Origin of the sequence: Xanthobacter sp. NM-59 (genome assembly GCF_021401125.1) — a bacterium.
Classification (GTDB): domain Bacteria; phylum Pseudomonadota; class Alphaproteobacteria; order Rhizobiales; family Xanthobacteraceae; genus Xanthobacter.
The window spans coordinates 993,097-1,018,116 of record NZ_JACBFQ010000001.1 but is presented as its reverse complement, the minus strand read 5'-3'; the positions used below and the strand labels follow the sequence as shown (position 1 = coordinate 1,018,116).

Genomic DNA, 25,020 nt, shown 5'->3' with positions numbered 1-25,020 from the left:
GGGGTGCTCACAGTGGCGCTTCGGCCAGCTCGGTCGGGCCGAACACCTCCCCGAACGCCACGCGCAGCACGGAATCCACTTCCGGCATGCTGACCAGAATGCCGAGGTCGGCAAGGCTCGTCACGCCGTGCTCACGCACGCCACAGGGCACGATGCCGCCAAAGTGCGACAGGTCCGGCTCCACGTTCAGCGAAATGCCGTGGAAGGTCACCCAGCGGCGCACGCGGATGCCGATGGCGGCGATCTTGTCCTCGTCCCCATGGCGGCGCACCCACACGCCCACCCGGTCCTCGCGCCGCTCGCCGGTGACGTTGAAGGCGGAGAGCGTGCCGATCAGCCACGCTTCGAGCGCGCTCACATAGCGCCGCACATCCGGGGCCCGCCGATGCAGGTCCAGCATCACATAGGCCACCCGCTGGCCAGGGCCGTGATAAGTGAACTGCCCGCCGCGCCCGGCATCGAACACGGGAAAGCGGGCCTCCACCAGATCTTCCTGCCGGGCGCTGGTTCCGGCCGTGTAGAGCGGGGGATGCTCCAGCAGCCACACCGCCTCGCGCGCCGTGCCGTCGGCAATGGCGGCCACGCGCGCTTCCATGGTGGCCAGGGCCACATCATAGGGCACGAGACCGTCGCTGATCATCCATTGGACAGGTGGGCTCGCGGGGTCCTGCGGCCGGAAGGTGGCGTCCAGGGTTTCTCGAGGCACCGGGGCGTGCGTCGATGTGGGGGCTGATCGGGATGCGGACATGGATGCGGACATGGGGCAACGGCATAAACCATCGGTGGCCTGCGTCCAGAGCGATTTCAAACAAGGCGGACGTGTCGGAGATTCTCTGACGAATCTCGATGCCGGCCGGCGCGCGCGCCGGGCCATGGGGCGCCTCTCCGCGCCGACACCCTGCGGGTGCTTTCCCGGCAAAGCGGCATCGGAAAAGGATTTGTCAAAATGTCATCCACAGGCCGCGGCGGCGGGCGGTGCGCGCGGAAGGAAGTTCTTGTGGCGCTCTGGGTGATCTGTTAGACGATGGCTCCCCGCCGGACACGGTCCTCTTCGAGAACCCCGGTGGTGCCATCCTGACTGCGGTCGTGGCGGAATTGGTAGACGCGCTAGCTTGAGGTGCTAGTGGGGAGACCCGTGGAGGTTCGAGTCCTCTCGTCCGCACCAGGAATGGAACGCCCGGTGCTCCGGTGTGTGAAATAAGGGCGGCCTTGGCCGCCTTTTTTCATTTCAGCATCCCATTTCGCAAAACGCGCGCCCGGCCCTGGGGCGCGCCGGCCCGCGCGCCTCAGCGCGCGGCGTGCTGCTGGGCGGGCACGATGTGCACCACCTTGTAGCCCTTCTCCTTCAGGGCGCGCAGGAAAGCGGGAATCATCGCCGCCGTCTGCGCCTTGGTGTCGTGGAACAGCACGATGCCGCCGCCGGCGGCGTCGAGACGCTTCAGAACCAGGTCCAGCTCCTGCTCGGGGGTCATCTTGTTCCAGTCGCTGGCCCAGAAATCGGCGCCGAAGACCGCGATTCCCGAGCGGTCGAGATAGGCGAGAAGCTCCGGCGTGGAGGCAAAGCCGGGAAAGCGGAAGAAGGGCACGCGGGGCACCGCGCCGCTGGCGCCGTAGGCGGCCGCTTCGTCGGCGGCGATGCCCTTGCGGATGTCGGCGACCGCGGCGTCGAACGGCAGCTTCGCCAGGGTCGCGGCCGGGTGGGTCATGGAATGGTGGGCCACGGTGTGGCCCTCCGCCAGCTCCCGCCGCACCAACGCGGGACGGGCCTTCGCATTGTCGCCGATGATGAAGAAGGTGGCGCGCGCGCATTCCGCCTTCAATGCGTCGAGAATGGCCTCGGTGGTCTTGGGCCACGGGCCGTCGTCGAAGGTCAGAACCACCTCGCGCGGGGCGAGGGGCAGGGTGCCGGGGAACGACTTGGTGCCCACCTGCACGCCCTTGGGGTTGACCTCCAGCACCCGCGCTGTGCCCAGCGCATCGGGCCCGCAGCTTTCAGCGGCAGCCGCCGACTGCGCGGCGAGGGGAAGGCCCAGAGCGAGCGCGAAGGCAATGTCGCGCGTGCCCGTCATCCACCGGTGCCCATGTGCCATGACGCCCGTTCCCCCTTGCGTTCACAGGATCGGGAGGCGCTTTAGGCGCGGCTCGCGGCGAAATGAAGGTGTTGCAAACGCGTCTCGGTCCACAATTGTTGCAGAACCGTCGCATTGGCGCACCGTTTGCCGCTTCCCTAAAAGCGGGAGGCGCACTAGAGGCAGATCAGCGCTCCGCACCGACGACGCATCCGGCACGACCGGTCCGATCGTCGGGGCAAGCCCAATCCCCAATTCGTTGATATCGGGAGCAGCCATGCGCGAGGATCTCAATCCTGCCGACGCCGAGCGCGGCGATCACCTCCCGCCCGTGCGCGACGAGGCCGGCAATATCGCGGAGGCGTTCCGCGACTCGGTCATCGCCTCCATCGGCGAGCGGGACGTGGACCGGCTCCATGCGCTCACCCGCAGCGTCCACGAAGCCGATATGGGCGACCTGCTGGAGGCCCTCGACGGCGAGGACCGGCGCCGGCTCATCGAGCTTCTGGGCGACGATTTCGACTTCACGGCCCTCACCGAGCTGGACGAGACGATGCGTGTGCAGATCCTGCACGGCCTCTCGCCCAAGACCGTGGCGCGCGGCATGCGCGGGCTCGATTCGGACGATGCCGTCTACATCCTGGAAGACCTTTCCGAGGAGGATGTGGCGGCGATCCTGGAGCTGATGCCGGCGCCCGAGCGCGTCGCGCTGCTGCGCTCCCTGGACTATCCCGAGGAAAGCGCCGGCCGGCGCATGCAGACCGAGTTCATCGCCGTCCCCCCGTTCTGGACGGTGGGACGAACCATCGACTACATGCGCGAGACCGCCAACCTGCCGGACACCTTCTATGAGGTGTTCGTAGTGGATCCGGCCTATCGGCTGGTGGGGGCGGTGCGGCTCGACAGGCTGTTGCGCAGCCGCCGCCAGGTGCTGCTCACGGCGCTGAAGAGCGAGCACGCCCAGGTCGTCACCGCCAGCGAGGACCAGGAGGAGGTCGCCCGCAAGTTCGAGCATTACAACCTCGTTTCCGCCCCGGTGGTGGACGATGCGGGCCGGCTCGTGGGCGTGATGACCATCGACGATGTGGTGGACGTGATCCAGGAAGAGGCGGACGAGGATCTGCGCGCCCTGGCCGGCGTGGGTTCCGATGAGGAGTTGTCCGACACGGTGGTCTACACGGCGCGCAGCCGCCTGCCGTGGCTGGTGGTGAACCTGGGCACGGCCTTCGTCTCCGCCTCCATCATCTCCATGTTCGAGGGCACCATCGAGAAGATGGTGGCGCTGGCGGTGCTGATGCCCATCGTCGCTTCCATGGGCGGCAATGCCGGCACCCAGACCATGACGGTGGCCGTTCGCGCGCTGGCCACCAAGGACCTGTCCACCCACAATGCCCGGCGAATCGTGTCACGCGAGCTGCTGGTGGGCCTGTTCAATGGCGCAACGCTCGCCTGCCTGCTGGGCGGCATCGCCGCGCTCTGGTTCGCCAACGTGCATCTGGGCTTCGTCATCTCGGCCGCGCTGGTGTTGAACATGGCGGCGGCCGGGCTGTTTGGCATCCTCATTCCGCTTGCCATCTCGCGGCTGCGGCTGGATCCGGCGGTAGCCTCCGGCGTCTTTGTGACGATGGTGACCGATTGCGTGGGGTTCCTGGCCTTTCTCGGCCTGGCCACCTGGTGGTTCTCGGGGGCTTAGGAATTTCTCCCCGGATACCTCAACAGCGCTTGCGCGGCGGGTAGAAGTGTCGAACATGCATCCGGGGGGGGCGCCATCCGCGGTGCAGAACGGATGGCGTCAGGGATTGGTTGAGGGAGACTTATCATTCCATCGCGCAAGGGCGCCGTTGCGCACAGATTCCTAGCTTTTGGGGTGGTGACGCTCTTCCTGCTGTTCCTGGCGTCGGCGATGGCGCTCGGCTACGCGATCTCGCGCCATGACCGCGTCGTCGCCACGCGCGAGATCGAGGCTGTGAAGACTTCCCTGCGTGAGCGCGAGATCCGGATCCGTGATGCCCTTTCCGGAGTCATGACGGAGCGGGATCTGCTCGCCCATATCGCGCGTGGGGACCTTGATGATCTCCACCAGAAATTCGGCCGGCATCTGCAGGAGGCGGCGGGTCTTGAATACGTCTACATCGTGGACGCGCACGGCAAGACCATCTACGCCTCGGAAAATGGGCGCCAGGGTGTGGGCGCGGCCCACCACGCCCTTGAGCCCGCCATCACGCGCCTGCTGACCGAGCTGCACGAGGCCCCGAAGGGCGAGGATCCCGCCGGGCTCTCGGTCGGGGACGGCGAGGCGGTGGTTCTCACCGCCACCGTGTTCCGGCTGCAGAGCGAGGCTGTTGCCAGCCCACAGCCATTGGCGATCGTCGGCGCCGATGTGCTCGATTCCGAGCTGCTCTCCTCGCTGGCCCGCTCCGCCGCGCTTGAAGGCGGCGCGCTCACTCTTTCCGACAGGCCGGCAAATCTCGGCAAGAGCGAGCTTGTGGAACCGAATCTGCTCGACAGCTCATCGGTGCGCCTGACTTGGCGCAGCGATCAGCCGGCGGCCTTCCTGCTGCTGGCCGCCGTGCCGCTGCTGCTGGTGGTGGCGGTGGCCCTTTGCGTCGTCTTCTTCGTGCTCATGCTGCGGGCCCGGCGGCTGGCGGCGGCCCTGGGCGAGAGCGAGGCGCGGGCCCGGGAGATCATCAATCAGGACCAGCTCACCGGCCTGTGCAGCCGGGGCCACTTCGTGACCCTGCTTGATGCCGCCCTGAAGCCGCCCAGGCGCACGGACCAGCTGGCGGTGGTGTTCGTGGACCTTGATGACTTCAAGGCCATCAACGACAGCCACGGCCACGCGGTGGGTGATCAGCTGCTGCAGGTGGTGGCCCGGCGCCTGCGCGGAGGGCTCGGCGAGCGGGGCGCGGTGGCGCGTGTCGGCGGCGATGAGTTCGTGCTGTTCGCGCATTACGAGACCGAGGCGGAGTTCGGAAGCCTGGTGGCCAGCCTTTACGGCCTGCTGAGCATTCCCGTGCTGCTGGATTCGCTCGACCTGCGGATCGCGACGTCCATGGGCGCGGCCCGGGCGCCGAAGGATGCGAACGACTCGGCGGAGCTGATGCGCCTGGCCGACATCGCCCTTTATCGCGCCAAGGCTGACGGGGGCGGCATCTTCCGCGACTTCGAGGTGGCCTTCGAGCAGGAGCAGATTCGCCTGCGCCGGACCGAGCAGGAGGTGGTGCGGGCGCTGGAGCATGGCGAGCTCACCGTGCTCTATCAGCCGCAGGTGGATGTGGAGACCGAGCGGGTGGTGGGCTTCGAGGCGCTGGTGCGGTGGGACCATCCCACGCGCGGCCGCCTGCTGCCCGGGGCCTTCGTGCCGATTGCGGAACGGTCGCGACTCATCACCCGCATCGATGCCTTCGTGCTCCGGCGCGCCTGCACCGATGCGCGGCGACTGCCGGGGGTGACGCTTTCGGTCAATCTCTCCCCCCTCAACCTGCGCACTGCCGGCATCGCCGACGACATCCAGGCGACTCTGCGGGAGACGGGCTTTGATCCGAACCGCCTGGAGCTGGAGATCACCGAGAGCGCGATCATCGACCCCGGCGCCGGCGCGGCCCTGGCGCTGACGCGGCTGCGGGAGCGGGGCATCCGCCTGGCGCTCGATGATTTCGGCACCGGCCACGCCTCCCTGGTCCATGTGCGGCGCTATCCCATCACCAAGATCAAGGTGGATCGCTCCTTCATCATGAATCTGGGCCAGCAGCGGGATGCGGCCTCCATCGTGGAATATGTGGTGCGGCTCGGCCGCTCGCTGGGCGTGACGGTGACCGCGGAAGGGGTGGAGACGCGCGAGCAGCTGCGCTTCCTGCGGGCGTTCGGGGCGCACCATGCGCAGGGCTATCTGTTCGGTCCCCCGCTATCGCTCGAGGCGGCGGTGAAAATGGTGGAACGCCAGCGCACCGGCGCCGTTGCCGCCGCCGACGATGACGTTGCCGAGCTGGGGGATTTTCCGCAGCAGGTGCCGCCCCCGCTCAACGCCGTGGATTGAGCGATCGGGATTGCCCTCGCAGGCGCACGAATTTCTTTTAAAGAAAAATATTTTCTGTATAAGGTCGGCTGTCTCGCTTTCGCGGCGGCTGCCGGCGGTTTTGTCTTGCATGTGTCCGGCGGCCGGCCAAGAACGCGGGCGACGCGAACGCGGGTGACGTGAACGCGGGTGAGCCGCACGCAGGTTCGGCGCGCCGCGAGGGCTTCAGGCGGGCAATCGCGTGCCCTGCCGGCGAGCCGGAGCGGCGCGGTGGACTGTGCAGCGGCCTGTGTTCGCAGCCCAAGTCCGTAGCTTCTGTCCATAGCTTCTGTCCGCAGCCTTGCATCCGCCCTTGCCGGCGCCAAATGACGGGATCTTCTTCCGTGATCGAAACCAAGCCCATTGATGGAAAAGCCTTCGCCGCCAACCTGCGCACCCGCATCGCCGAAGAGGTGGCGGAGCTCGGCCGCGCGCGCGGCATCAAGCCCGGCCTCGCGGTTGTGCTGGTGGGCGAGGACCCGGCGAGCCAGGTCTATGTGCGCAACAAGGCCGCGCAGACCCTTGAAGTCGGCATGACCTCCTTCGAGCATAAGCTGCCGGCCGAGACCGCCGAGGCCGATCTTTTGGCCCTGGTGGCCAAGCTGAACGCCGATCCGGCGGTCAACGGCATCCTGGTTCAGCTGCCTTTGCCGGGCCATATCGATTCCACCAAGGTGCTGGCGGCCATCGATCCGGCCAAGGACGTGGACGGCTTCCATGTGGTGAATGCGGGCCGCCTGGCGGTGGGCCTCGACGCGCTGGTGCCGTGCACGCCGCTCGGCTGCGTGATGCTGCTGAAGCATCATCTGGGCAACCTCTCGGGCATGAAGGCGGTGGTGGTGGGGCGCTCCAACATCGTCGGCAAGCCGGCTGCCCAGCTGCTGCTGAAGGAAGACTGCACCGTCACCATTGCCCATTCGCGCACCCGTGACTTGCCGGGCGAGTGCCGGCAGGCGGACATTCTGGTGGCGGCGGTGGGCCGCCCCGAAATGATCCGCGGCGACTGGATCAAGCCCGGCGCCACGGTGATCGACGTGGGCATCAACCGCATTCCGAAGGAAGACGGCAAGACGAAGCTGGTGGGTGACGTGGCCTATGCGGAAGCCCAGGGCATTGCCGGCCTCATCACCCCGGTGCCGGGCGGTGTGGGCCCTATGACCATCGCCTGCCTGCTCCAGAACACGCTCACCGCCACCCGCCGCCAGAACGGCCTGTGAGCCGCTCGGGCCGTTGAAGGGAGCCGGGTCATGAGCATCGATCGCAAGAAGACCTTCACGCCGCTCGAGATCGAGGAGCGGCTGAGGGGGGACCTTCCCCACTGGCGCTATGAGGACGGCTGGATCCGCCGCACCTACCGCACCAACAGCTGGAAGGGCACCTTGATGGTGATCAACGCGGTGGGTCACCTTGCGGAAGCGGCGTGGCACCACCCGGACCTCACCGCCTCTTACGCGTGGGTCGAGGTGCGCCTGATGTCCCACGACGCCAAGGGCATCACGGTGCGCGACTTCGCCCTGGCGCAGAAGATCGAAGAGGTGGTCCAGTGGCAGCCCGGCTTGGGCGAGGACACGCCGCTGGAAGGCACGCCCGCCCACGATCTGCGCTTCGCCTACGTGAAGTATGATTGACGCGTTTTCGCTCGAGAACGCCTGAACGAAGCGGCGGTCCACCCTGGCCGCCGCTTCGCGCGTTTAGAGTTGGCTGGACCGGACCGGGCGCGCGGCCGTAAGAAGGCGGAAAAGCGTTTGGGAGCTCCGCCATGACCTCGCTTCTCCACCGCCTCGGCATGTCCATCCCCCTCATCCAGGCGCCCATGGCCGGCACGTCCACGCCGAATCTGGCGGCGGCGGTGGCCTCCGCCGGGGGGCTGGGCTCCATCGCCCTCGGCGCGGGCAATGCGGAGGCGGGGCGGCAGCTGATCGCCTCCACCCGCGCGCTGACGGACAAGCCCTTCAACGTCAATGTGTTCTGCCACGAGCCCGCACAGCGTGACGCGGTGCGCGAGGCCGATTGGCTTTTGGCCCTGGCACCCGCCTTCGCTCGCTTCGGGGCGGCGCCGCCCACGGTGATTCACGAGATCTATCGCAGCTTCCGCGCGGATCCGGACATGGTCGAGATGCTGGTGGCGGAGCGGCCGGCGGTGGTCAGCTTCCATTTCGGCTTGCCCTCGGATGACGTTATCGGACGGCTGAAGGCGGCGGGCGCGGTGCTGTTCGCCACCGCCACCAGTCTGGCCGAGGGGCGGCTCGTGGAAGCGGCGGGCATTGATGCGGTGGTGGCGCAGGGCTACGAGGCCGGCGGCCATCGCGGCATGTTCGACCCCGAGGCGGCCGACGACCGCCTCTCCACCCTGGCGCTGGTGCAGCTGCTGGCGCGGGAGCTGTCCATTCCCGTGATCGCGGCGGGCGGCATCATGAATGGTGGGGGCATTGCGGCGGCCCTGGCATCCGGTGCCCTGGCCGCCCAGCTCGGCACCGCCTTCATCGGCTGCCCGGAGAGCGCGGCCGATGCCGGCCACCGGGCCGCCTTGTCCAGCGAGGCTGCCCTTCACACGGTGATGACCGACGCCATTTCCGGTCGCCCGGCACGCTGCCTCGCCAACGGCTTCACCGCATTCGCCGCTGATCTTGATGCGCCCCGCGCCGCCTATCCGGTGGCCTATGACGCGGGCAAGGCGCTGAATGCGGCGGCCAAGGCGGCCGGTGATTCCAGCTTCGGCGCCCAGTGGGCAGGGCAGGGCGCACCGCTCGCCCGCGCTCTTCCGGCGGCGGAATTGTGTGACCTGCTGATGCGCGAATACGCCTCGGTTCGCGCCGCGCTGGCCGTGCGCTGAGGCCGTATCGCACTTTTCGAACCGGCCTCCTTTCCATATACGGGCTGGCGTTCCCATGGTTGTGTCTGCCTTCGGCAAGAATGCTCGTCGCAGACGCGGCTCCGGCACCCACGGCATTGGCGCGTCAGGCAGCCGGGCGGTCTTTTCCCTCCATCTGATGGCGCGCCACCGAGGCAGCAAGTACGCCCGCGCCCGCCTGGGGAAGAGGCGGGAAGGTGGTCGCCTGGCCAGAGGGAGTGGCGCGTCCCGCTTCTCTGTCCGTTTGGCGCGTTCCTTGGGTTCAGCGTGATTCCGCGACGGGAGCAGGCCCCGCCCGCGACTTGGTCTTGTGGCGTCCCCTCCATCGTGCGGAGCCTGCGGACCCCGGCGGAAGGGGAAGGAGGACAGCGGCGGCTTAGCCTGTCGCCGCCGCTACGTGCGTTTCATCTGCGGCGCAAGATGCGGCCGAGGGGCGCTCCAGCTCATGTCGCCATGTCTCGCGCGGTGAAAGGGGATGGCTGGCCTGGTGATCTTGGTCTTCGCGGCAGCCCTGGGGCGACGAGCCTCCAGCGAAAGGGCGATCCGCCACCGGGATGCTTCGCACGCTGCAGCTCCCCCACGGGGACCGTGGCGGCAGGTCAGGAGCGCGGGCAGGAAGTGCCTGCGCCAAGGGAACCTGCGCCAAGGGAACCGGGGGCAAGCCAACCAGGGGCAAGGGAAACTGTGCCACGCGGAGAGGCGAGGCCCTAACGGGCCATCGCGCCTTCACAGCTTGTCTTTTGACAAGGATGGAACGCGCCCGGGCCGCCACTTGCAAGCCGGAGAAGGGGGCGCCGCCCGCCCCCTGTGTCCAAAAGGCGCTCGGTCTATGCCGCGATCCCGCATGAGGCGCTGAGGGCCCGGGCCACGGCAGCGAGGCGGTCGGGATCGAGGGCGCCGGTGCGGCCTTCGGCGCATAGGGCGCCCCGGAAGCCGAGATAATCGGGATGGAGCGCGGCCAGAGGGGCCACATCCGGGAGCTTCAGGGAGCCGGCGAGGCCCGTCATCAGCTTGTGCCGCCGGGCCAGCTCCACGAAGCGGGCCAGGGTGGCCTCAGCCAGGTGTGCGCGCAGGCTGCCGGCCGCTTTATCCGCCGTATCGAGCATGATTCCGGCAAACCCCGCCGCCGCGAAAGCCGGCACGAGCTCGATATCCGGCGCCTGATCGGCGAACAGCACGGCGATGAGCCGCGTGTCCCGCGCAATGGGCGCGAGCGCGGAAAGGCACGGCGCCAGGGCCGCTTCCGCGCCATGCCGGGGCAGGGCGAAGCCGATTTTCACCAGGGGCACGCCGGTGGCGGCGGTGCGCGCGGCGGCGGCCGCGAGGCGGGCCGCATCGAGCGGGTGATCGCCCACGGTGGCGCTCAGGTTCGGGCCCGGCAGATGAGCGCGCCAGCGCGTAACCGCCTCTTTCAGCCGATCCTCCGGCCAGGCGCCGAGCGCCCCTTCGGACGGGTTCTTGAGATCGACGATGTCCACGCCGCAGGCGAGGACCGTTTCCATCTCGTCGAGATTGGCCACGGAGGCGAGGAAGCCGGGGGTGCTCATGAGGCCTCCTTGGCGCGGTGGGCGGCGAGCGCCTCCATCAGCCAGCCCCAGGCCTCGCGCTCGGCCGGGCCGGCGGTCTTCTCGATGGCGATGGCGAGGTGCGCCATCTCGCGCTCTACCTGATCCAGCGGCAGCATGTGGAGGCGCGAGACCAGCACCGCCCCCTCCACGCACGCCGCCACAGCGCGGTTGAGCCCCTGGAAGAGGCCGTGGCTCTCCTGTCGCACCACGCGGCAGAAGAAGCGCGGGCGCTGGGCATCGTCCTCCACCCGCTCCACCGCGAATTCAGCGTGGGCCAGCGTTTCGGCAAGGCGCACGCCGGCGCCGGCGGGCACGGTGGGCCAATCGCGGCGGCGGCCGGTGACGCAGCCGGCGAAGATGCGCGCGTCGTCGGTGAAATTGAGCACGCCGGCGCGGGTGGCCATGAGATTGTCGAGGGTGCGCGAGGGGCGGAACGGCATCAGCAGATAGCCGCCTTCCACCACGCTCGCCCCCATGGGCGCCACATGCGGCTCGCCGGTGGGCGAAGCCGTGGTGACGATGGTCTCCCTAATCACTTTTTTCGCCTTTCTGATCGGCATTCTTTTTGGCGGAGAGGGTTGAACCCGCTTCCTTGAACGTCAATTTGTGGGCCTCGTCCACCTGGCCTCCGGTCTCGCCCGCCACGCCCCAGCGCAGGGGCTCATCCTGGGCGTAGCGCTTGCCCAGCTGGAAGGCGATCTCGGCCCGCGCGGTCTCCACGCCCAGATAAAAGGCGTGGGCGCCGTCATGTTCCACCTTCAGATGGGGGAACAGGGCAAACGGCTCGGCGGCCACGTGGTGGCCCTCGCGATTATAAGCGTGAATGCCCTTTTCGCTCACCTCGATGCGAAAAGCGCGGTCGGTCACTTCCGCGGCAAGCTGCTCCACCTCCCGCGCGGTGGTGGTGAGGGGCTTGCGATCGCGCAGCGCCATCAGTCCGCCGCCGAAGCCCTGGGGCAGAGAGCGGGCCTCGCGCGCGGCGAAGAATTCCCGCCGCGCCCGGTCGAACTCGCGCACAGCGGTGCGGCAATGGGGGCTCACCTGCACCGCCAGCACCGCATTGAGATGCAGTTCCGAGATCACCCCCATGAGGATGGCGTTGATGCCGGTGGTGTCGGCATCCGTCAGCTCAGTGACGTTGCCGATGCCCATGAGGATGGGGATTTCCGGCTTCAGCCGACGCAGCTCCGCATAGCGCAGGATGGAGCCGGTGAAGCCGAAATGGATGGGGTCGAGAATAGGGTCGGCCAGGAACGGCTGGCCCATGGCCTCGCACGCCTCCACCGCCCGGATGAGGGAGGAAAGGTCGCCCTGCTTGGCCGGCACCAGAACCGGCACGGCGGGGCCTTCCTTGGCGATGTCGAGATTGGTCTCGTTGAGGCTCAACAGGAAGTCGGCCCCCGCCCGCGTCGCCCGCGCCAGCTCGGAGAGGTCGAACGAATCGACGCTCACCCGGAAGCCCTCAGCCTTCAGCGCGCCGATGCTCTCTTCCAGATGGGGGAAGGGCTCGTCGGGCAAGGCGCCGAGGTCGATCACGTCGGCGCCGTCGGCCTTCAGGCGCCGGGCGCGCTCCAAAAGGCCGTCCACCGAGAGGCGGGTGGCGTCCACGATCTCCGCGAACAGCATCACCTCCTGCCGGGAGAGATCGGCGGTGCCGCCGCCTTTGCCGAAATAATCAGGAATGTCCGCCGCCTCTTCCGGCCCGCGCGCGAAGGGGATGCCGAAATGGGCGGCCAGCCGGTCGAGATCGCCCCGGAAGCGGCCGGGCATCACCACCCGGTCGATGCCATCGGGCAGCTTCAGGCGGCGTTCCACGATTTCGGCGGTCATCAGCGCCGCCACCTTCACGCCGATATTGATGACCACCGGGTGCAAAGCCTCGTCCGCAATCGCCTCCGCGATGCGAGCAATGCGCGGTTCCGCCAGGGATCCGGTGATGAGCGCGACCCGCTCCGCCATGGGTCAGCTCGCCGGGGAAATGAGGCCCGCGGCGGCGAGCTCCGACCGGCGGCGGGCGATGGCCACCCTCAGCTCGGACAGGCTCTCGGCCACGTCGGTGGCGTCGAATTCCTTGAGCTTCTGCGTGTTCTCAAGGTCGATGCGGCGCGGATAGACCGGCACCGGGCCTTCCGGCGCCATGGTGATGAGCTCCGGCGCGCTGTCGCAGGCGAACACGATGCAGTGGACCCGGCACTTGCCGGCCTGGGCGAAGCAGTTAGTGACCAGGGAATCAGAGATGCCGCAGACCGCCTTCGCGACCGTGTTGGAGGTGGCGGGGGAGACCACCAGCGTGTGGTATTCCCCATGATAGAAGCGGCCCACCGAGGCGGAAGAGGCGCTGTCGTCGCGATAGATGTGCACGGTGTCCGGCAGCGGCTCCTTGTCCTGCCGGTACATGCGCAGGACCTCGGCGGCGGCCGCGGAAATGAAGAGATCCACATCTCCCAATTCGCGGATGATCTCCATGCTCTCCGTGAAGAAATGGCCGGAGCCCGTCAGGGCCCACGCCCAGCGGGGATTGGTCACTTTTTTCATCGGGGCCTTCGCCCTTCAAGGTTCGTGGGTCCTGCCCGCCGCTTCGAATGGGGCAAGGACGGTGTCTAGGGTGGACGCATCGTCCGCGGCGGCAAGCACAATATCGCCTTCGTAGCCGAGCGCCATGCCTTCAAGCGCCTGATCCACCAGACCAAGCCGGCTCCAGGTGGAAACATCCTCCGCGCGCGTGCCCGAGGGTGGCGGAACGGCGGCGCCCTCGGCTTTTATGAGCAGCAGGCGCGGGGCCTGAAGCTGGCGCGCCAGCCACAAGGCAAGGCTGTCGGATGTCACGTCCCAGCTCTCGGGAATCTCAGCCTGGCCGATCAGCAGCGCCGCCGGAAACCACAGGGCCGCGCCCGTGCCGGCAGCGGCGAGTCCGGCGAGGGTGCGGGCCGGGCGCAAGGTGGGGGCCAGATCCTGGAGCAGGCAGGCCGTCTGCTCCATGGCGAGGATGGCCATGCGATGGGCCGCGCTTTCGCTGAAGCCGAGAAGCGCCTGGGCCTCGCGCACCGCATCGGCGAACACGCCGCCTCCCGGCACAAGCACCACGCCGGGCAGGGGCGCGAGGCGGGCCAGCAGCGCGCGGGGAGGCGCGCCCCGCATGAGGCTGCCGCCCAGTTTGACCACGAGGGGACCGGGGGGAAGGGCTGGAGGATTCAAGAGCGCACCCGTTCGCCGGTAATGGTGGGGCCTCGCGCCCGTCGCGGACGAATGTAACATGACCGCATGCGGGTGAGGGCACTGCGGCACGAAGCGGCTCGCGCGCCGGCTCCACGCCAGCCGCAAGGCTGGATCGGCATGAATGCACTTGACGTCATCAGCATTGCGGAGATAGCTTTGTTACAAAGCTAATAACCAATCCTTCCAGCGAGCCTGAGATGTCGCAAACCGACTTTCCTCCTCTGGATTCGCGCACCTTTCGCCAGGTGCTGGGCCAGTTCGCCACCGGTGTCGCGGTGGTGACCGCCAGCGCCGCCGACGGCACGCGCATCGGCATGACCATGAGTTCGTTCAACTCGGTCTCCCTCGATCCACCCCTTGTCCTGTTTTCCGTGGACCGGCGCGCCTTGTCGCTGCCGGCCATGCGCGAGGCGCGCGGGTTCGGCATCAACATCCTGGGCGCGGACCAGCGCGAGCTGTCCGACCGCTTCGCCCGTGCCCTGGAGGACAAGTGGAGCGCGGTGGACCACCATCTCGGCGCCCATGACGTGCCCCTGCTGAAGGGTGCGCTCGCACACCTGGAATGCGCGCCCTACGCCGTCCATGAGGGTGGCGACCACGAGATTTTCATTGCCCGCGTGCTGCGCGTGTCAGCCCCCAGCACCGAGGCCCCTCTCATCTTCTTTCGCGGGCGCTATCATGCGCTTGCGTCCACCGACATGCCGCAGCGCTGAAGCGACCGCGGCCAACATCGAAGGACCTTCCAGATGATCAAGAACGGAGCCCAGCACACCGCCAGCCTTCAGGACGGCCGCGAGGTCTTCCTCGACGGCAAGCTGGTGAAGGACGTGACCACCCACCCCGGCTATGAGCGGGCGGTGGCCTCGGTCGCCAAGATGTTCGACTTTCACAGCGCCCCGGAAAACGCGGAGCTGATGACCTTCGCCACCGAGACCGGCACCCGCGCCAACCGCATCTGGCAGCTGCCCCACAGCTATGAGGACCTGGTGACCCGCCGCAAGGGCCTGGAAGCCTGGACCGAGCTGCATGGCGGCTTCCTCGGCCGCGCGCCGGACCACGTCGCCTCCTGCATCGCCGGCATGTATATGGGGCTCGACCAGTTCGAGGCCTATGACAAGGCCCGCGCCAATGCGCTGGCGGACTATTACCGCTACGCCCGCGACAACGACCTCTACCTCACCTACGTCATCATCAATCCCCAGGCCGACCGCTCCAAGGGCGCGGCCGAGCAGGCCGATCCGTTCCTGTCCGCGGCCATCGTGGACCGCGATGCGGAAGGCATTACCGTGCGCGGGGCCAAGATGCTGGCCACCGGCGGCATTATGGCGAACGAGGTGTTCGTCACCTGCATCCAGCCGCTGCAGCCGGGCGACGAGAAATATGCCCTCTCCTTCGCCATTCCCATGAATGCGAAGGGCCTGAAGGTGCTCTCGCGCAAGTCCTATGAGGCGGCCGCGCCGTCGGTCTTCGACAATCCCCTGGCCAGCCGCTTCGACGAGAACGACGCGGTGCTGTACTTCGACGACGTGAAGGTGCCGTGGGACCGGATCTTCATCGTCGATGACATCGCCATGGTGGGCAAGCAGTTCCACGCCACCCCGGCGCATGTCTACCAGAACTACCAGGCGCAGATCCGCCTTTCGGTGAAGGTGCGCTTCCTGGCGGGCCTTGCCCGGCGCATCGCCGAGGTGAATGGCATCATCAACTTCCCTCAGGTGCGCGAGACCCTGGGCCAGCTCGCCGCCGAGGTGGGCATGGTGGACGCCTTCGTGGCGGCCATGGAGGCCAAGGGCACCACCTATGGCCCCTATTTCATCCCCGACCGGCACACCCTTTATGCCGCGCAGACCATGGCGCAGCAGCTTTATGGCAAGCTCATCGCCACCCTGCGGGAGCTGGCCGGCGGCGGCCTCATCATGCTGCCGTCCTCGGTGCACGATTACGAAAATCCGGAGCTGGCGGCCCTCATCCGCAAGACCCAGCAGTCGCCCGCCGCCAGCGCCGACGAGCGCGTGAAGTTCTTCAAGCTGGCGTGGGACGCGGTGGGCTCCGAGTTCGCCTCGCGCCATGCGCAGTATGAGATGTTCTATGCCGGCGCGAGCTTCGTGGTGAAGAACCACTCCTTCCGCACATATGACTGGAACAAGGCCGGCGATCTCGTGAACCGCATGCTCTCCAGCTACGACCTCGCCGACGAAGTGCCCGCCGCGACGGCCCAAGCGGCCGAGTGAGCGCGCCCAAGGATTTCACATCAAGGACTGCCCCGAATGGCCATCAACAAGATCCACGACGAGTTCAAGACCGTCGATCTTTCCACCGGCTGGGAGGTGCCTCCCGGCTATCCTCCCGGTATCCAGCAGAAGATCCTTTCCGGTGTGCTGGACGAGAAGAACAAGCAGGGCTCGCGCACGCGCATCCTGCGCTTCTCTCCCGGCATCTTCACCACCAAGCCCTTCGTGCATGACTATTGGGAAGAGGTGTTCCTCTTCTCCGGCGACCTGACCGTGGGCAATGACGACAAGGGGGAGGGTGGGGAATCCTTCCAGCCCTTCACCTATGCGGTGAGGCCTCCGGGAGCCTTCCACGGGCCCTTCAAGTCCGAAAAGGGCTGCATGCTGCTCGAAATCCATTATTACGATCCGGTCTGAACCGTTTCGCCCGATGCGCCCGCCCCGTGTCCCTGACGGGGCGGGTTTTCTGCTTTTGGCAGCGTCATTTCTGGCACGTGCAATTCTGGTAGCTCCATGTCGTCCGCTCTGCCCCTCATCGCCTCCCCTCACCCTACCCTTTCCGAGCTCGCAGCCGATCTCGCCGCGGGCCGCACCACATCCCGCGCGCTGACCGAGGCTTGCCTCGAGCAGATCCGCGACCCCGGCGGGGAGGGCGCGCGCGCCTTCGTTTCCGTTGATGCCGAAGCGGCGCTGGCGGCGGCCGAGGCCCAGGACGCCCTGCGCCAGGCGGGCGCGGCGACCTCGCCCTTCGCGGGCATCCCCATCTCGGTGAAGGACCTGTTCGACGTGGCCGGGCAGGTGACCGCCGCCGGCTCGCGCGTGTTGGCGGATGCCCCCGCCGCGACCCGTGATGCCCCTGCCGTGGCGCGGCTGCGCCAAGCCGGATTCGTCATCATCGGCCGGAACACCATGACCGAGTTCGCCTATTCCGGCCTCGGCATGAACCCCCATTATGGTGATCCGCGCGCGCCGTTCGAGCGTGCCGTGGGCCGTGTGTCCGGTGGCTCCTCCTCCGGTGGCGCGGTGGCGGTGGCCGATGGCATGGCCCATGCCGCGCTGGGCACCGATACCGGCGGCTCCTGCCGCATCCCGGCGGCTTTCTGCGGCATCACCGGCTTCAAGCCCACGGCCCGCCGCGTGCCGCGCGCGGGTGCCTTTCCCCTGTCGGGAACCCTGGACAGCGTGGGCCCGCTGGCGCGTTCCGTCGCGTGCTGCGCGGCGCTCGATGCCATCCTCTCGGGCGTCGGCGAAGCTGCGCTGGCGGCACGCCCGCTGAAGGGCCTGCGCCTTCTCGTGCCGACCACGGTGGCCCTCGACGGGCTCGAGCCGGAAGTGGCTATGGTCTTCGAGGCGGCCCTGTCGCGTCTTTCGCAGGCGGGGGCGGTGGTGAGCCAGGAGGCTTTCCCCGAATTTGCGGACATCGCGCCGATGAACGCGAAGGGCGGCTTCACGGCCGCGGAGAGCTATGCGGTGCACCGCAAGCTGCTGGAAGAAAAGGGTGACGTTTATGATCCGCGCGTGTCCGTGCGCATCCGGCGCGGGACCGAGCAGTCCGCGGCGGATTACCTGGATCTGGTCGAGGCCCGCAATGCGCTGGTGCAGCAGGCCACGGCCCGCCTTGCGCCCTATGATGCGCTGGTGATGCCGACCGCTCCCATGCTGCCGCCGCGCATCGCGGACCTGGCCAGCGATGATGCCGCCTATGGCAAGGCGAACCTCGCGGCGCTGCGCAACCCCACCCTCATCAACATGATGGATGGCTGTGCCATCTCCCTGCCGCTGTCGGGGAATGCCGGCGCCCCGGTGGGGCTGATGCTGGCCGCGGCCGGTGGGCAGGATGGCGCGCTTCTTTCCATCGCGGCCGGCGTGGAAGCCCTGCTGCAGGGGTGAGGCGGCGCATCCCGTCTGTATCTCCGGGAGGCCTTTGCGCTGGCCGGAAGAAGAAAGAGGCCCGTGAGCTTGGCTCACGGGCCTCTTTCTTGATCTCTTGCCGCCGGAGTGTCAGCTGTTGCTCTCGTTGAAGACGGAGAAGTCCGTGGTGGCGATCACGGCATAGGGATTGCTCGCGTTCTCGTCATCCTTCGTGGAGGCGCTCGCCTGAGTGGTCTGGGCCGTCTCCTGGGACTGTTGGGCGCTGAGCCGCGCGGTCAATTCGGCGATCTGGGCCGTGACCTGATTGAGGCTCTTCTGCGCCGTCTGGATGGCTTCGGCCTTTTCGTCGTCGGTCATGTCCTCGGAAGCATTCGCTTCGTCGATCTGCTTCTGCAGGGCGACCTGGCTTGCCCGCAGCTTGGTGATCTGCGCGGAGATGTCAGACGAGCCGCTGCCGGAGCTGGCGGTTGTGACAGATGTCGAGACGGAAGAAACGGAAACCATGTCCACCCCCAATATGAAAACCCGGCTCTTATTCTGCCGTCAGGGGCTGGTCTAAGGCTGTGTTTCTGAATAAGTCTTAAGTGTTTCCGAATGTTGCTGGGCGAATGCGATGCGGGCGGCGGTGTGTCGCGCGGCGGCCCTGCGGCGATGCCTGCAGACCGGTGCGGCGCGAGCGCCCTGGGCGCGAAGCTGCGCCGCCTTGGGCGTGAGGCTGCGCGGCTCTGGCCACAGGGTATGATGCATCTGGATGTCTGCTCAAGTCGGGCGCGGTGCCGCCCGTGCATGAAGGGGCGCTCAGAGCTGGCGGTTGAGGTTGTCGACGAAGGAGCGGATGTGGGCCCGCACGGCCGCCTCGGCGGCATCGGGATCGCGGGAGCGCAGGGCTTCTACGATGGCCGCGTGCTCCTCCACCACCCGCTGGTGGTGCTCCGGCGCGCGCAGAGAGACGAACCACACCCGCTGCGCCTTTTCGTGCAGGCTCTTCAGAATCTCGGCCAGCACCGGATTGCCGGCCGCGGCGGAAATAGTCGCGTGAAATTCCCGGTCGAGCGCCATCAGCTCCGCCACGTCGCGATTGGCGGCGGCCTCCACGCCCAGGGCCACGTTGATGGCCAGCGCCGAGAGGTGCGCGGGCTCCGCGCGCTCGGCGGCAAGGCGCGCGCAGAAGCACTCGTTCAGCAGGCGCACTTCCACCATGTCGTGCACTTCGTCATGGGAAATGGGGCGCACCACGATGCCCTTGCGGGGCAGCACCTCCACCAGGCCGTCGCGCATAAGCCGGTCGAACGCCTGGCGCACGGGGGTGCGGCCGATATTGATGGCGGAGGACACCGCCGCCTCGCTCAGCACTTCCCCCGGGCGGAACACGCACATGATGATGCGCGCCTTGATGAGCTCATAGGCCTCGTCGCGCAGCGAACGGGCGGGGGCTGCCGTCTCGACCGGCTCCGCCGAAACGTCCAGCAGGGTGTTTGCCGCTTCCGTCCGCATGTTCGTCTTGTCCCTGAACGCGCGCCGGCCGCATGGTGGCGACCGGCGGGGTGTTGCTGTTGCTTATCCGGCTATGGGAAGGGTGGTTACGTCGTAGCCGTGGCGCAGGGTGCGCCCCAGCACCGGATCCACCAGCTCGAACTCGAACCGCTCCGCCGGGCGGATGCCGCCATGCGCCGCCAGGGTGCCGCAATACATCACGGCGCCGTTGCCGAAGGGCGCGCCATAGCCGGCGAGAATGTCGGCGGGCGGCAGCATCGCGGCGACCGTGCCCTCCTGATAAAGCTCCTTCTTGCCATCGATGACGGCGTAGGAACGCAGGATCAGGTCATCCCAGTGGCCGGCAACCTCGTCCAGGGCCCACAGCTCGGCGGCCACGGGCTTGTCGCACACCTGCTTGGAAACCGTGATGTTGTAGGTCTCCACCTTGCGGTCCGTGTGGTCGGAGCCGACGCCGAGGAAATAGCGCCCCTCCGCCGCCACGATCACGAACTCGACCTCGCCCGAGGAATCGCCGCCCACGCACTCGATGGCGCCGGCCGTGGTGAGGCGCGAGGCTCCGACCCGGTAATAGATGGGGGTGGAGGCCGGGCGCGGCACCCCGAGGGCCTCGAGCTCGACGATGTGCTTCTCCAGCGCGACCTTGTCGCGACCGGTCCAGCCGGCGATGACCGCGGTGCGGATCAGCAGCGTTTCTTCATAGCTGCGGCCGTCGGCATGGATGGTGAAGGTGAGGGCGGTGCCCGGCATCATGGTCCTCGAACTAGTCAGTCGTTTTTCAAGAAAAAGGGTGCCGGCGCCCCAGGTCAGGGCAGAAATGGGGCGCCGGCCTTACGCGTTCGCCGAGGTCAGTTCGGCAGGCGCGTGTCCAGAAGCGTCCACTTTCCGTCCTTCACCTCGATCACATAGACCGGCTTCACGGCGTCGCCGTCGGTGAAGGAGATGGAGCCCTCCATCGCGGGATAGTCCTTCAGCTTGGAGATCTGGTCGCGGATGGCGGCGCGCTCGGCGGCCACCTTGGCCTTGTCGCCGGTGACGCCGGCCTTCTTCATGGCCTCCGCGTAGAGGTAGACGATGTCATAGACCGAGGCGTCCATCTGGTTGGGATCGGTGCGCAGGCCGGCGGCCTTGGTGCGCTTGGCGAACTCTTCCGTGAAGGCCTTGGTCTTGTCGTTGGCATCGGCGAAGAAGGTGGTGCCGATGGTCATGGTCTCGCCGGCGCCGTCCATGCGCTTGGGCAGCTCGGGGTCAGCCATGTTGGTGCCGCCGATGATGCGGGTGGAAACGCCCTGGCGCTTCAGCTCCTTGGCGAGGTTGATGGCGCCCTCGGGCGGGGAGCCGAGGCCGACGATGTCCGGGTTGATCTGCTTCAGCTGCGCCACCTGGGGCGACAGGTCGAAGGCGCCCAGCTGGAAGTCCACCGAGCCCTTGAGCGGAATGGAGAACTTCTCGAACTCCGCCGGCACGACCTTGGTGCCGATGGACTTGGACACCACGTCATCGGTGGCATAGGCCGCCGCGCCGGAGGCCATGGGCAGCTTCTTGTCCTTCACCGCGCCGAGCACGGAATCGATCACCTTGCCTTCGTCGGTGGTGTTGCGGAAGCCGTAGGTGAAGCCCTTGGTGAGGCCAGGGGCGGAAGAGGCCATGGACATCTGCGAGATGCCCTCGCGCTCGCCCACCGGGAAGGTGGTGCGCACCTCGGAGGAGGAGAACGGGCCGATCACGGCGAGCGCGCCGGCATCCTGCGCGAAGGAGCGCACGGCGGTGGTGGCCTGCTTGGGATCGCCGGCGGTGTCGAACTTCACCACCTTGATCTTCTTGCCGTTGATGCCGCCCTTGGCGTTGATTTCCTCGACCGCCATGTCGACGGCGATTTCATTGGTGTTGGCAAGGCTCACATAAGGGCCGCTCTTGGCCATCATGTAACCGAGGATCAGATCATCCTCGGCGCGGGCGGCGCCGCCCGCAACCAGCGCCGCCAGCATGGTGGCGCCCAACAGGACCTGCTTCTTCATGTCCCAACTCCTCTGAAGGTTCTTTTGCCAACGGCTCCGGTCATCGACCGGCGCCCATGGATTCCACGCACACGCCGCGCAAAGGCTGCCGGCGAATCAGGCGGGGGCGTCTTCCCCCGCGCCGAGATAGGCCGCCTGCAGGCGGGGATCGTCCGCGAGCGTTTTGGGATCGCCCGCCATGGTCACGCGGCCGAGCTCCAGCACGGTCGCGTGGTGCGCCACGGAAAGGGCCTTGCCCGTGTTCTGCTCCACCAGCAGCACGGCGAGGCCCTCATGGTTCAGTTCACGGATCAGCTCGAACAGCTTCTGCACGAACAGGGGAGACAGGCCGAGGGAGGGCTCGTCCAGCATCATCAACCTCGGCTTGGCCATCATGGCGCGGCCGATGGCGAGCATCTGCTGCTCGCCGCCCGAGAGGCAGGAGGCCAGCATGTTCCGCCGCGCCGCCAGATTGGAGAAGCGGGCATAGATGGCTTCCAGCTCGCGGCCGATGGCGGCGCTGTCGCGGCGCATATGGGCGCCCAGCAGCAGGTTTTCCTCCACCGTCAGCGAGATGAGGATGCGCCGGCCCTCAGGCACCAGCACCAGCCCTTCGCCGATGCGCTTGTGAGGCGCGGCGCGGCTCATGTCCCGGTCGGCGAAGGTGATGCCGCCGGACTTCAGCGGAACAGCGCCCAGGATGGCCTTGAGCAGCGTGCTCTTGCCGGCGCCATTGGCGCCCAGCACGGTGACGATCTCGCCTTCTTTCACCTGCAGTGAAACGTCCTTCAGGGCGTTCACGCGGCCGTAGGAGACGGAGATGCCGGAAACGTCGAGAAGCGCCATGTCACGCCTCCTCCGAGCCGATATAGGCCTCGCGCACCTTGGGATCCTGGCGCACCTGGGAGAGCGGGCCCTCGGCGATCTTCTCGCCGAAATTCAGCACCACCACGTTCTGGCAGATGCTGTCCACGAAGTGCATGTCGTGCTCCACCACGAGGAGGGTGATGCCCTTGGCCATCAGCGTCCTGAGATGGTCGCGCAGGGCGTTGGTCTCGGACGGGTTGAGGCCGGCGGCGGGCTCGTCCAGCATCAGCAGGCTGGCGCCGGCCAGCGTCGCGCGGACAAGGTCGATGCGCTTTCTCACCCCATAGGGCAGGGCGCCCACGGTTTCGTCCGCCCACTCCTCCAGGCCGCTTTCGGCCAGGGCCTCTCGGGCCTGCACCTTCCAGCGGTGATTGGGGAACAGGCGATAGGGGGTCAGCAGCGCGCCGAGGGAGGAATTGCGCACATGCTGGCCCACCAGCATGTTTTCCAGCACCGTCAGGTGGGACATGAGCCGGATGTTCTGGAACGAGCGGGCGATGCCGGTGGTGATGCGCTTGCGCGAGGGCATGTGCGTCACGTCCACGCCATTCACCGTGACGGTGCCAGCATCCACGCCATAGACCCCGCTCACCAGGTTGAACACGGTGGTCTTGCCCGCCCCGTTGGGGCCGATGAGGGCGGTGGTGACGCCCTTGGGAACCTCAAAAGAGAGGTTCTGGATGGCGTGCACCCCGGCGAAGGACTTGGTGATGCCCTTAAGGGAGAGTGCGGCGGTCATCACGCGGCCTCCTCGCTCTCGGTGGCGGTGCGGCGGCGGGTGAAGCGCAGCAGAGAGGTGGTCACCAGGCCCTGCGGCCGCATGGCCATGAAGACGATGATGAAGATGGCGAACAGGGCATAGCGCCACTGGTCGGAGGCGCGCAGCAGCTCCGGCGCCAGGGTGAAGAAGGCGGCGCCCACCAGCGGGCCCCACACCGTCTGGGTGCCGCCGAACAGCACGTAGAGGACGGTAAAGACCGAGAGCAGCACGTTGAAATGCTGGGCTTCCACGAAATTGTAATGGTGGGCGTAGAAGGCGCCGCCGAAGCCCGCCACCGCCGCGCCGAGCGCGAAGGCCGCCACCTGAATGCCGCGCACGGAGATGCCCATCAGGTCCGCCACCGTGGCATCGCTCTTCACCGCTGTGAGATAGAGCGCGAAGCGGGTGCGGGAGAGATAGAGCATCAGCAGCACGACGCCGATGGCGGCCGCGAACACCCCATAAGGCCCCACATAATCGGTGACCGGATAGCCGGCGGCCCCGCCGACCACCTCAAGGTTCAGGAACACGGCGGAGATGACCTGGCCGAGCGCGAAGGTGGCCATGGCCAGATAGATGCCGTGGGTGCGCAGCACCGGGATGCCGATCAGCAGCCCCGTGAGCCCCGCCAGCGCCGAGCCCACCGGAATCGCGGCCCACATGGACCACTGATATTCGTTGGTCAGGAATGCCGAGGCATAGGCGCCGATGGCCATGAACCCGGCAATGCCGAGATTGAGCTGCCCGGCGGCGAGCGGCAGGTAAACCGCGTAGGCCGCCATGACATTGAAGGCGAGGACGACGAGAACGCCGGTGAGATAACCGCTCATCACAGCTTCTCCCGGGTGGCGGGGCGCCCAATGAGGCCCTGCGGACGAACGATGAGGATCAAGAGCAGAAGCCCGTAGACGGTGATGTTGACCACGTCGGCGCCGATGAAGCTGATGGAGAGCACCTCCGCGAGGCCGATCAAAAGCCCGCCCAGCACCGCGCCCCAGATGGAGCCCATGCCGCCCACGATCATGGCCGCGACGCCCTTGAAGCCGACGCCCTCGCCCATGAAGGGAGAAACCTGCTGGTAGTTCACCGCGAACAGCAGCCCCGCGACTGCCGCCAGCAAGGCGGAAGCGATGAACAGCATGGGCACGAGCCGGCCCGTATCCACGCCCATGAGCACGGCGGTGTCGCGGTTTTCCGCCACGGTGCGGATGCAGCGGCCGGTGGCGGTGGAGTTCAGGAACCAGGACAGCCACAGCACCAGCAGCACGGAGAGCACCAGCGAGCCGAGCTGCGCGATGCCGATCACCAGTCCACCGAAGCGGAAGTTGAGGTCCGGCACCAGAGCCGGGAAGGCCTGCTGGTCCGAGCCGAAATAGATCAGCATCAGGTTTTCCAGCAGCACCAGGAAGCCGAGGGAGGAGACCAGCGGCACTTCCGGATCGCCCCCCTGCATGGGCCGGTAGGCGAAGCGCTCCACCAGCAGCGACACCAGGGCGGCCGCGGCCAAGGCGGCGGAGAAGGCGAACACGGTGGGCCAGCCGAGCTTGATGAAGCCGTAGGCCACCATGCCGCCCAGCATGAACAGGCCGGGCAAAGAGAAATTGAGGAAGTTCAACACACCGATGGCAAGGGTGAAGGCCACCGCCATCAGCATGTAGATGGCCCCGAGCATCAGGCCGTTGACGATCTGCTGAGCGAGCATGGAACCCCGCAGGAGACGGACAGGAACGCAAGGGATGGCAACGGGCCAGCCACCGCGCGGTGAAGGACCGGAGCCCCCTGGCCATGCCAGGATCGCCACCGGAATTAGGTAATAGACAAAGCTAAATGTGCGCCGGCTTCAAGCTGAAATTTCAGGCGGATTTCAGAAAAATTTCAGCGGTGCGGGGGTCTGGGCGAGGCGAGGCAACGTCTTGATGATACGTAATATTCCGGAGCCCGCGACGGGCGCGCATGTGGCGCAGCGCCCCATCCGGCGGCGGCCGGGTGGCTAAAAGGCGGGCACGCTGACCTGATCCGAGGCAATTCCTGCCGCCGGCGA

Annotated in this window: 24 protein-coding genes and 1 tRNA gene; 10 read left to right on the top strand and 15 right to left on the bottom strand. The window is 67.4% G+C overall.

Annotation, left to right across the window (positions count from 1 at the left end; all coding sequences use genetic code 11):
- Window positions 1-7: 7 nt before the first annotated feature.
- Complete coding sequence (gene lipB / locus L0966_RS04785) at window positions 8-748, bottom strand: lipoyl(octanoyl) transferase LipB (RefSeq protein ID WP_234050673.1); 741 nt, start codon at window positions 746-748, stop codon at window positions 8-10.
- Window positions 749-1,080: 332 nt separating this feature from the next.
- Here lipB and L0966_RS04780 point away from each other — a divergent pair.
- Window positions 1,081-1,165 (top strand) — tRNA-Leu (locus L0966_RS04780).
- 121 nt (window positions 1,166-1,286) lie between these two features.
- Here L0966_RS04780 and L0966_RS04775 read toward each other — a convergent pair.
- On the bottom strand, window positions 1,287-2,090 hold the full coding sequence (locus tag L0966_RS04775) for a polysaccharide deacetylase family protein (RefSeq protein ID WP_234050672.1): 804 nt from the start codon (window positions 2,088-2,090) through the stop codon (window positions 1,287-1,289).
- Window positions 2,091-2,346: 256 nt separating this feature from the next.
- Between L0966_RS04775 and mgtE the strand changes: the two genes are divergently transcribed.
- The 5 genes from mgtE (at window position 2,347) to L0966_RS04750 (ending at window position 8,956) form a co-directional block, all read left to right on the top strand.
- Window positions 2,347-3,762, top strand: a complete 1,416-nt coding sequence (gene mgtE, locus L0966_RS04770) for a magnesium transporter (protein WP_234050671.1) — start codon at window positions 2,347-2,349, stop codon at window positions 3,760-3,762.
- Window positions 3,763-3,936: 174 nt separating this feature from the next.
- Window positions 3,937-6,105, top strand: a complete 2,169-nt coding sequence (locus L0966_RS04765) for an EAL domain-containing protein (protein ID WP_234050670.1) — start codon at window positions 3,937-3,939, stop codon at window positions 6,103-6,105.
- A 362-nt stretch (window positions 6,106-6,467) separates the two neighbouring features.
- Window positions 6,468-7,340, top strand: a complete 873-nt coding sequence (gene folD, locus L0966_RS04760) for a bifunctional methylenetetrahydrofolate dehydrogenase/methenyltetrahydrofolate cyclohydrolase FolD (protein ID WP_234050669.1) — start codon at window positions 6,468-6,470, stop codon at window positions 7,338-7,340.
- Window positions 7,341-7,370: 30 nt separating this feature from the next.
- On the top strand, window positions 7,371-7,751 hold the full coding sequence (locus tag L0966_RS04755; protein ID WP_234050668.1) for a 4a-hydroxytetrahydrobiopterin dehydratase: 381 nt from the start codon (window positions 7,371-7,373) through the stop codon (window positions 7,749-7,751).
- A 131-nt stretch (window positions 7,752-7,882) separates the two neighbouring features.
- Entirely contained in the window at window positions 7,883-8,956 is a 1,074-nt protein-coding gene (locus L0966_RS04750) for a nitronate monooxygenase family protein (RefSeq protein WP_234050667.1), read from the top strand.
- 845 nt (window positions 8,957-9,801) lie between these two features.
- On the opposite strand, the gene L0966_RS04745 is transcribed toward L0966_RS04750, so the two are convergent.
- From L0966_RS04745 to L0966_RS04725, 5 genes are read right to left on the bottom strand one after another with little or no spacing between them, the layout of a single operon-like run.
- Window positions 9,802-10,521: a (5-formylfuran-3-yl)methyl phosphate synthase gene (locus tag L0966_RS04745; protein ID WP_234050666.1), complete on the bottom strand. Its 720-nt coding sequence runs from the start codon at window positions 10,519-10,521 to the stop codon at window positions 9,802-9,804.
- Window positions 10,518-11,078 (bottom strand): DUF447 domain-containing protein, encoded by a 561-nt coding sequence (locus L0966_RS04740; RefSeq protein WP_234050665.1) that lies wholly within the window; start codon window positions 11,076-11,078, stop codon window positions 10,518-10,520. Before L0966_RS04740 ends, L0966_RS04745 begins: the two co-directional genes overlap by 4 nt.
- Window positions 11,071-12,501: a DUF6513 domain-containing protein gene (locus tag L0966_RS04735; protein ID WP_234050664.1), complete on the bottom strand. Its 1,431-nt coding sequence runs from the start codon at window positions 12,499-12,501 to the stop codon at window positions 11,071-11,073. The genes L0966_RS04740 and L0966_RS04735 overlap by 8 nt, the downstream gene beginning before the upstream one ends.
- Window positions 12,502-12,504: 3 nt before the next feature.
- Entirely contained in the window at window positions 12,505-13,077 is a 573-nt protein-coding gene (locus tag L0966_RS04730) for a flavoprotein (RefSeq protein WP_234050663.1), read from the bottom strand.
- Between the two features lie 15 nt (window positions 13,078-13,092).
- A complete protein-coding gene (locus L0966_RS04725) occupies window positions 13,093-13,680 on the bottom strand; it encodes a hypothetical protein (RefSeq protein ID WP_234050662.1) in 588 nt (195 codons plus the stop codon).
- Window positions 13,681-13,955: 275 nt separating this feature from the next.
- Between L0966_RS04725 and L0966_RS04720 the strand changes: the two genes are divergently transcribed.
- The 4 genes from L0966_RS04720 to L0966_RS04705 all read left to right on the top strand — a co-directional run bounded on the left by L0966_RS04720 (window position 13,956) and on the right by L0966_RS04705 (window position 17,879).
- Complete coding sequence (locus L0966_RS04720) at window positions 13,956-14,471, top strand: flavin reductase family protein (protein ID WP_234050661.1); 516 nt, start codon at window positions 13,956-13,958, stop codon at window positions 14,469-14,471.
- A 33-nt stretch (window positions 14,472-14,504) separates the two neighbouring features.
- Complete coding sequence (locus L0966_RS04715) at window positions 14,505-15,989, top strand: 4-hydroxyphenylacetate 3-hydroxylase family protein (protein WP_234050660.1); 1,485 nt, start codon at window positions 14,505-14,507, stop codon at window positions 15,987-15,989.
- 36 nt (window positions 15,990-16,025) lie between these two features.
- Window positions 16,026-16,406 carry a cupin gene (locus L0966_RS04710; protein WP_234050659.1) on the top strand — a complete coding sequence of 127 codons (381 nt, stop codon included), beginning with the start codon at window positions 16,026-16,028 and terminating at the stop codon, window positions 16,404-16,406.
- A gap of 96 nt (window positions 16,407-16,502) precedes the next feature.
- Window positions 16,503-17,879, top strand: a complete 1,377-nt coding sequence (locus L0966_RS04705) for an amidase (protein ID WP_234050658.1) — start codon at window positions 16,503-16,505, stop codon at window positions 17,877-17,879.
- 111 nt (window positions 17,880-17,990) lie between these two features.
- Here L0966_RS04705 and L0966_RS04700 read toward each other — a convergent pair whose 3' ends face one another.
- The 8 genes from L0966_RS04700 to L0966_RS04665 all read right to left on the bottom strand — a co-directional run bounded on the left by L0966_RS04700 (window position 17,991) and on the right by L0966_RS04665 (window position 24,681).
- Entirely contained in the window at window positions 17,991-18,365 is a 375-nt protein-coding gene (locus L0966_RS04700) for a FlxA-like family protein (protein WP_234050657.1), read from the bottom strand.
- A gap of 294 nt (window positions 18,366-18,659) precedes the next feature.
- On the bottom strand, window positions 18,660-19,355 hold the full coding sequence (locus tag L0966_RS04695; RefSeq protein ID WP_234050656.1) for a GntR family transcriptional regulator: 696 nt from the start codon (window positions 19,353-19,355) through the stop codon (window positions 18,660-18,662).
- A 63-nt stretch (window positions 19,356-19,418) separates the two neighbouring features.
- Complete coding sequence (locus L0966_RS04690; RefSeq protein ID WP_234050836.1) at window positions 19,419-20,105, bottom strand: DUF2848 domain-containing protein; 687 nt, start codon at window positions 20,103-20,105, stop codon at window positions 19,419-19,421.
- Between the two features lie 98 nt (window positions 20,106-20,203).
- Complete coding sequence (locus L0966_RS04685) at window positions 20,204-21,373, bottom strand: ABC transporter substrate-binding protein (protein WP_234050655.1); 1,170 nt, start codon at window positions 21,371-21,373, stop codon at window positions 20,204-20,206.
- A gap of 96 nt (window positions 21,374-21,469) precedes the next feature.
- Window positions 21,470-22,198, bottom strand: coding sequence for an ABC transporter ATP-binding protein (locus L0966_RS04680; RefSeq protein WP_234050654.1), 729 nt, complete (start codon window positions 22,196-22,198; stop codon window positions 21,470-21,472).
- Between the two features lies 1 nt (window position 22,199).
- Window positions 22,200-22,958 carry an ABC transporter ATP-binding protein gene (locus L0966_RS04675; protein WP_234050653.1) on the bottom strand — a complete coding sequence of 253 codons (759 nt, stop codon included), beginning with the start codon at window positions 22,956-22,958 and terminating at the stop codon, window positions 22,200-22,202.
- Window positions 22,958-23,809 (bottom strand): branched-chain amino acid ABC transporter permease, encoded by an 852-nt coding sequence (locus L0966_RS04670; RefSeq protein ID WP_234050652.1) that lies wholly within the window; start codon window positions 23,807-23,809, stop codon window positions 22,958-22,960. The genes L0966_RS04675 and L0966_RS04670 overlap by 1 nt, the downstream gene beginning before the upstream one ends.
- Entirely contained in the window at window positions 23,809-24,681 is an 873-nt protein-coding gene (locus L0966_RS04665) for a branched-chain amino acid ABC transporter permease (RefSeq protein ID WP_234050651.1), read from the bottom strand. The genes L0966_RS04670 and L0966_RS04665 overlap by 1 nt, the downstream gene beginning before the upstream one ends.
- Between the last annotated feature and the right edge of the window lie 339 nt (window positions 24,682-25,020).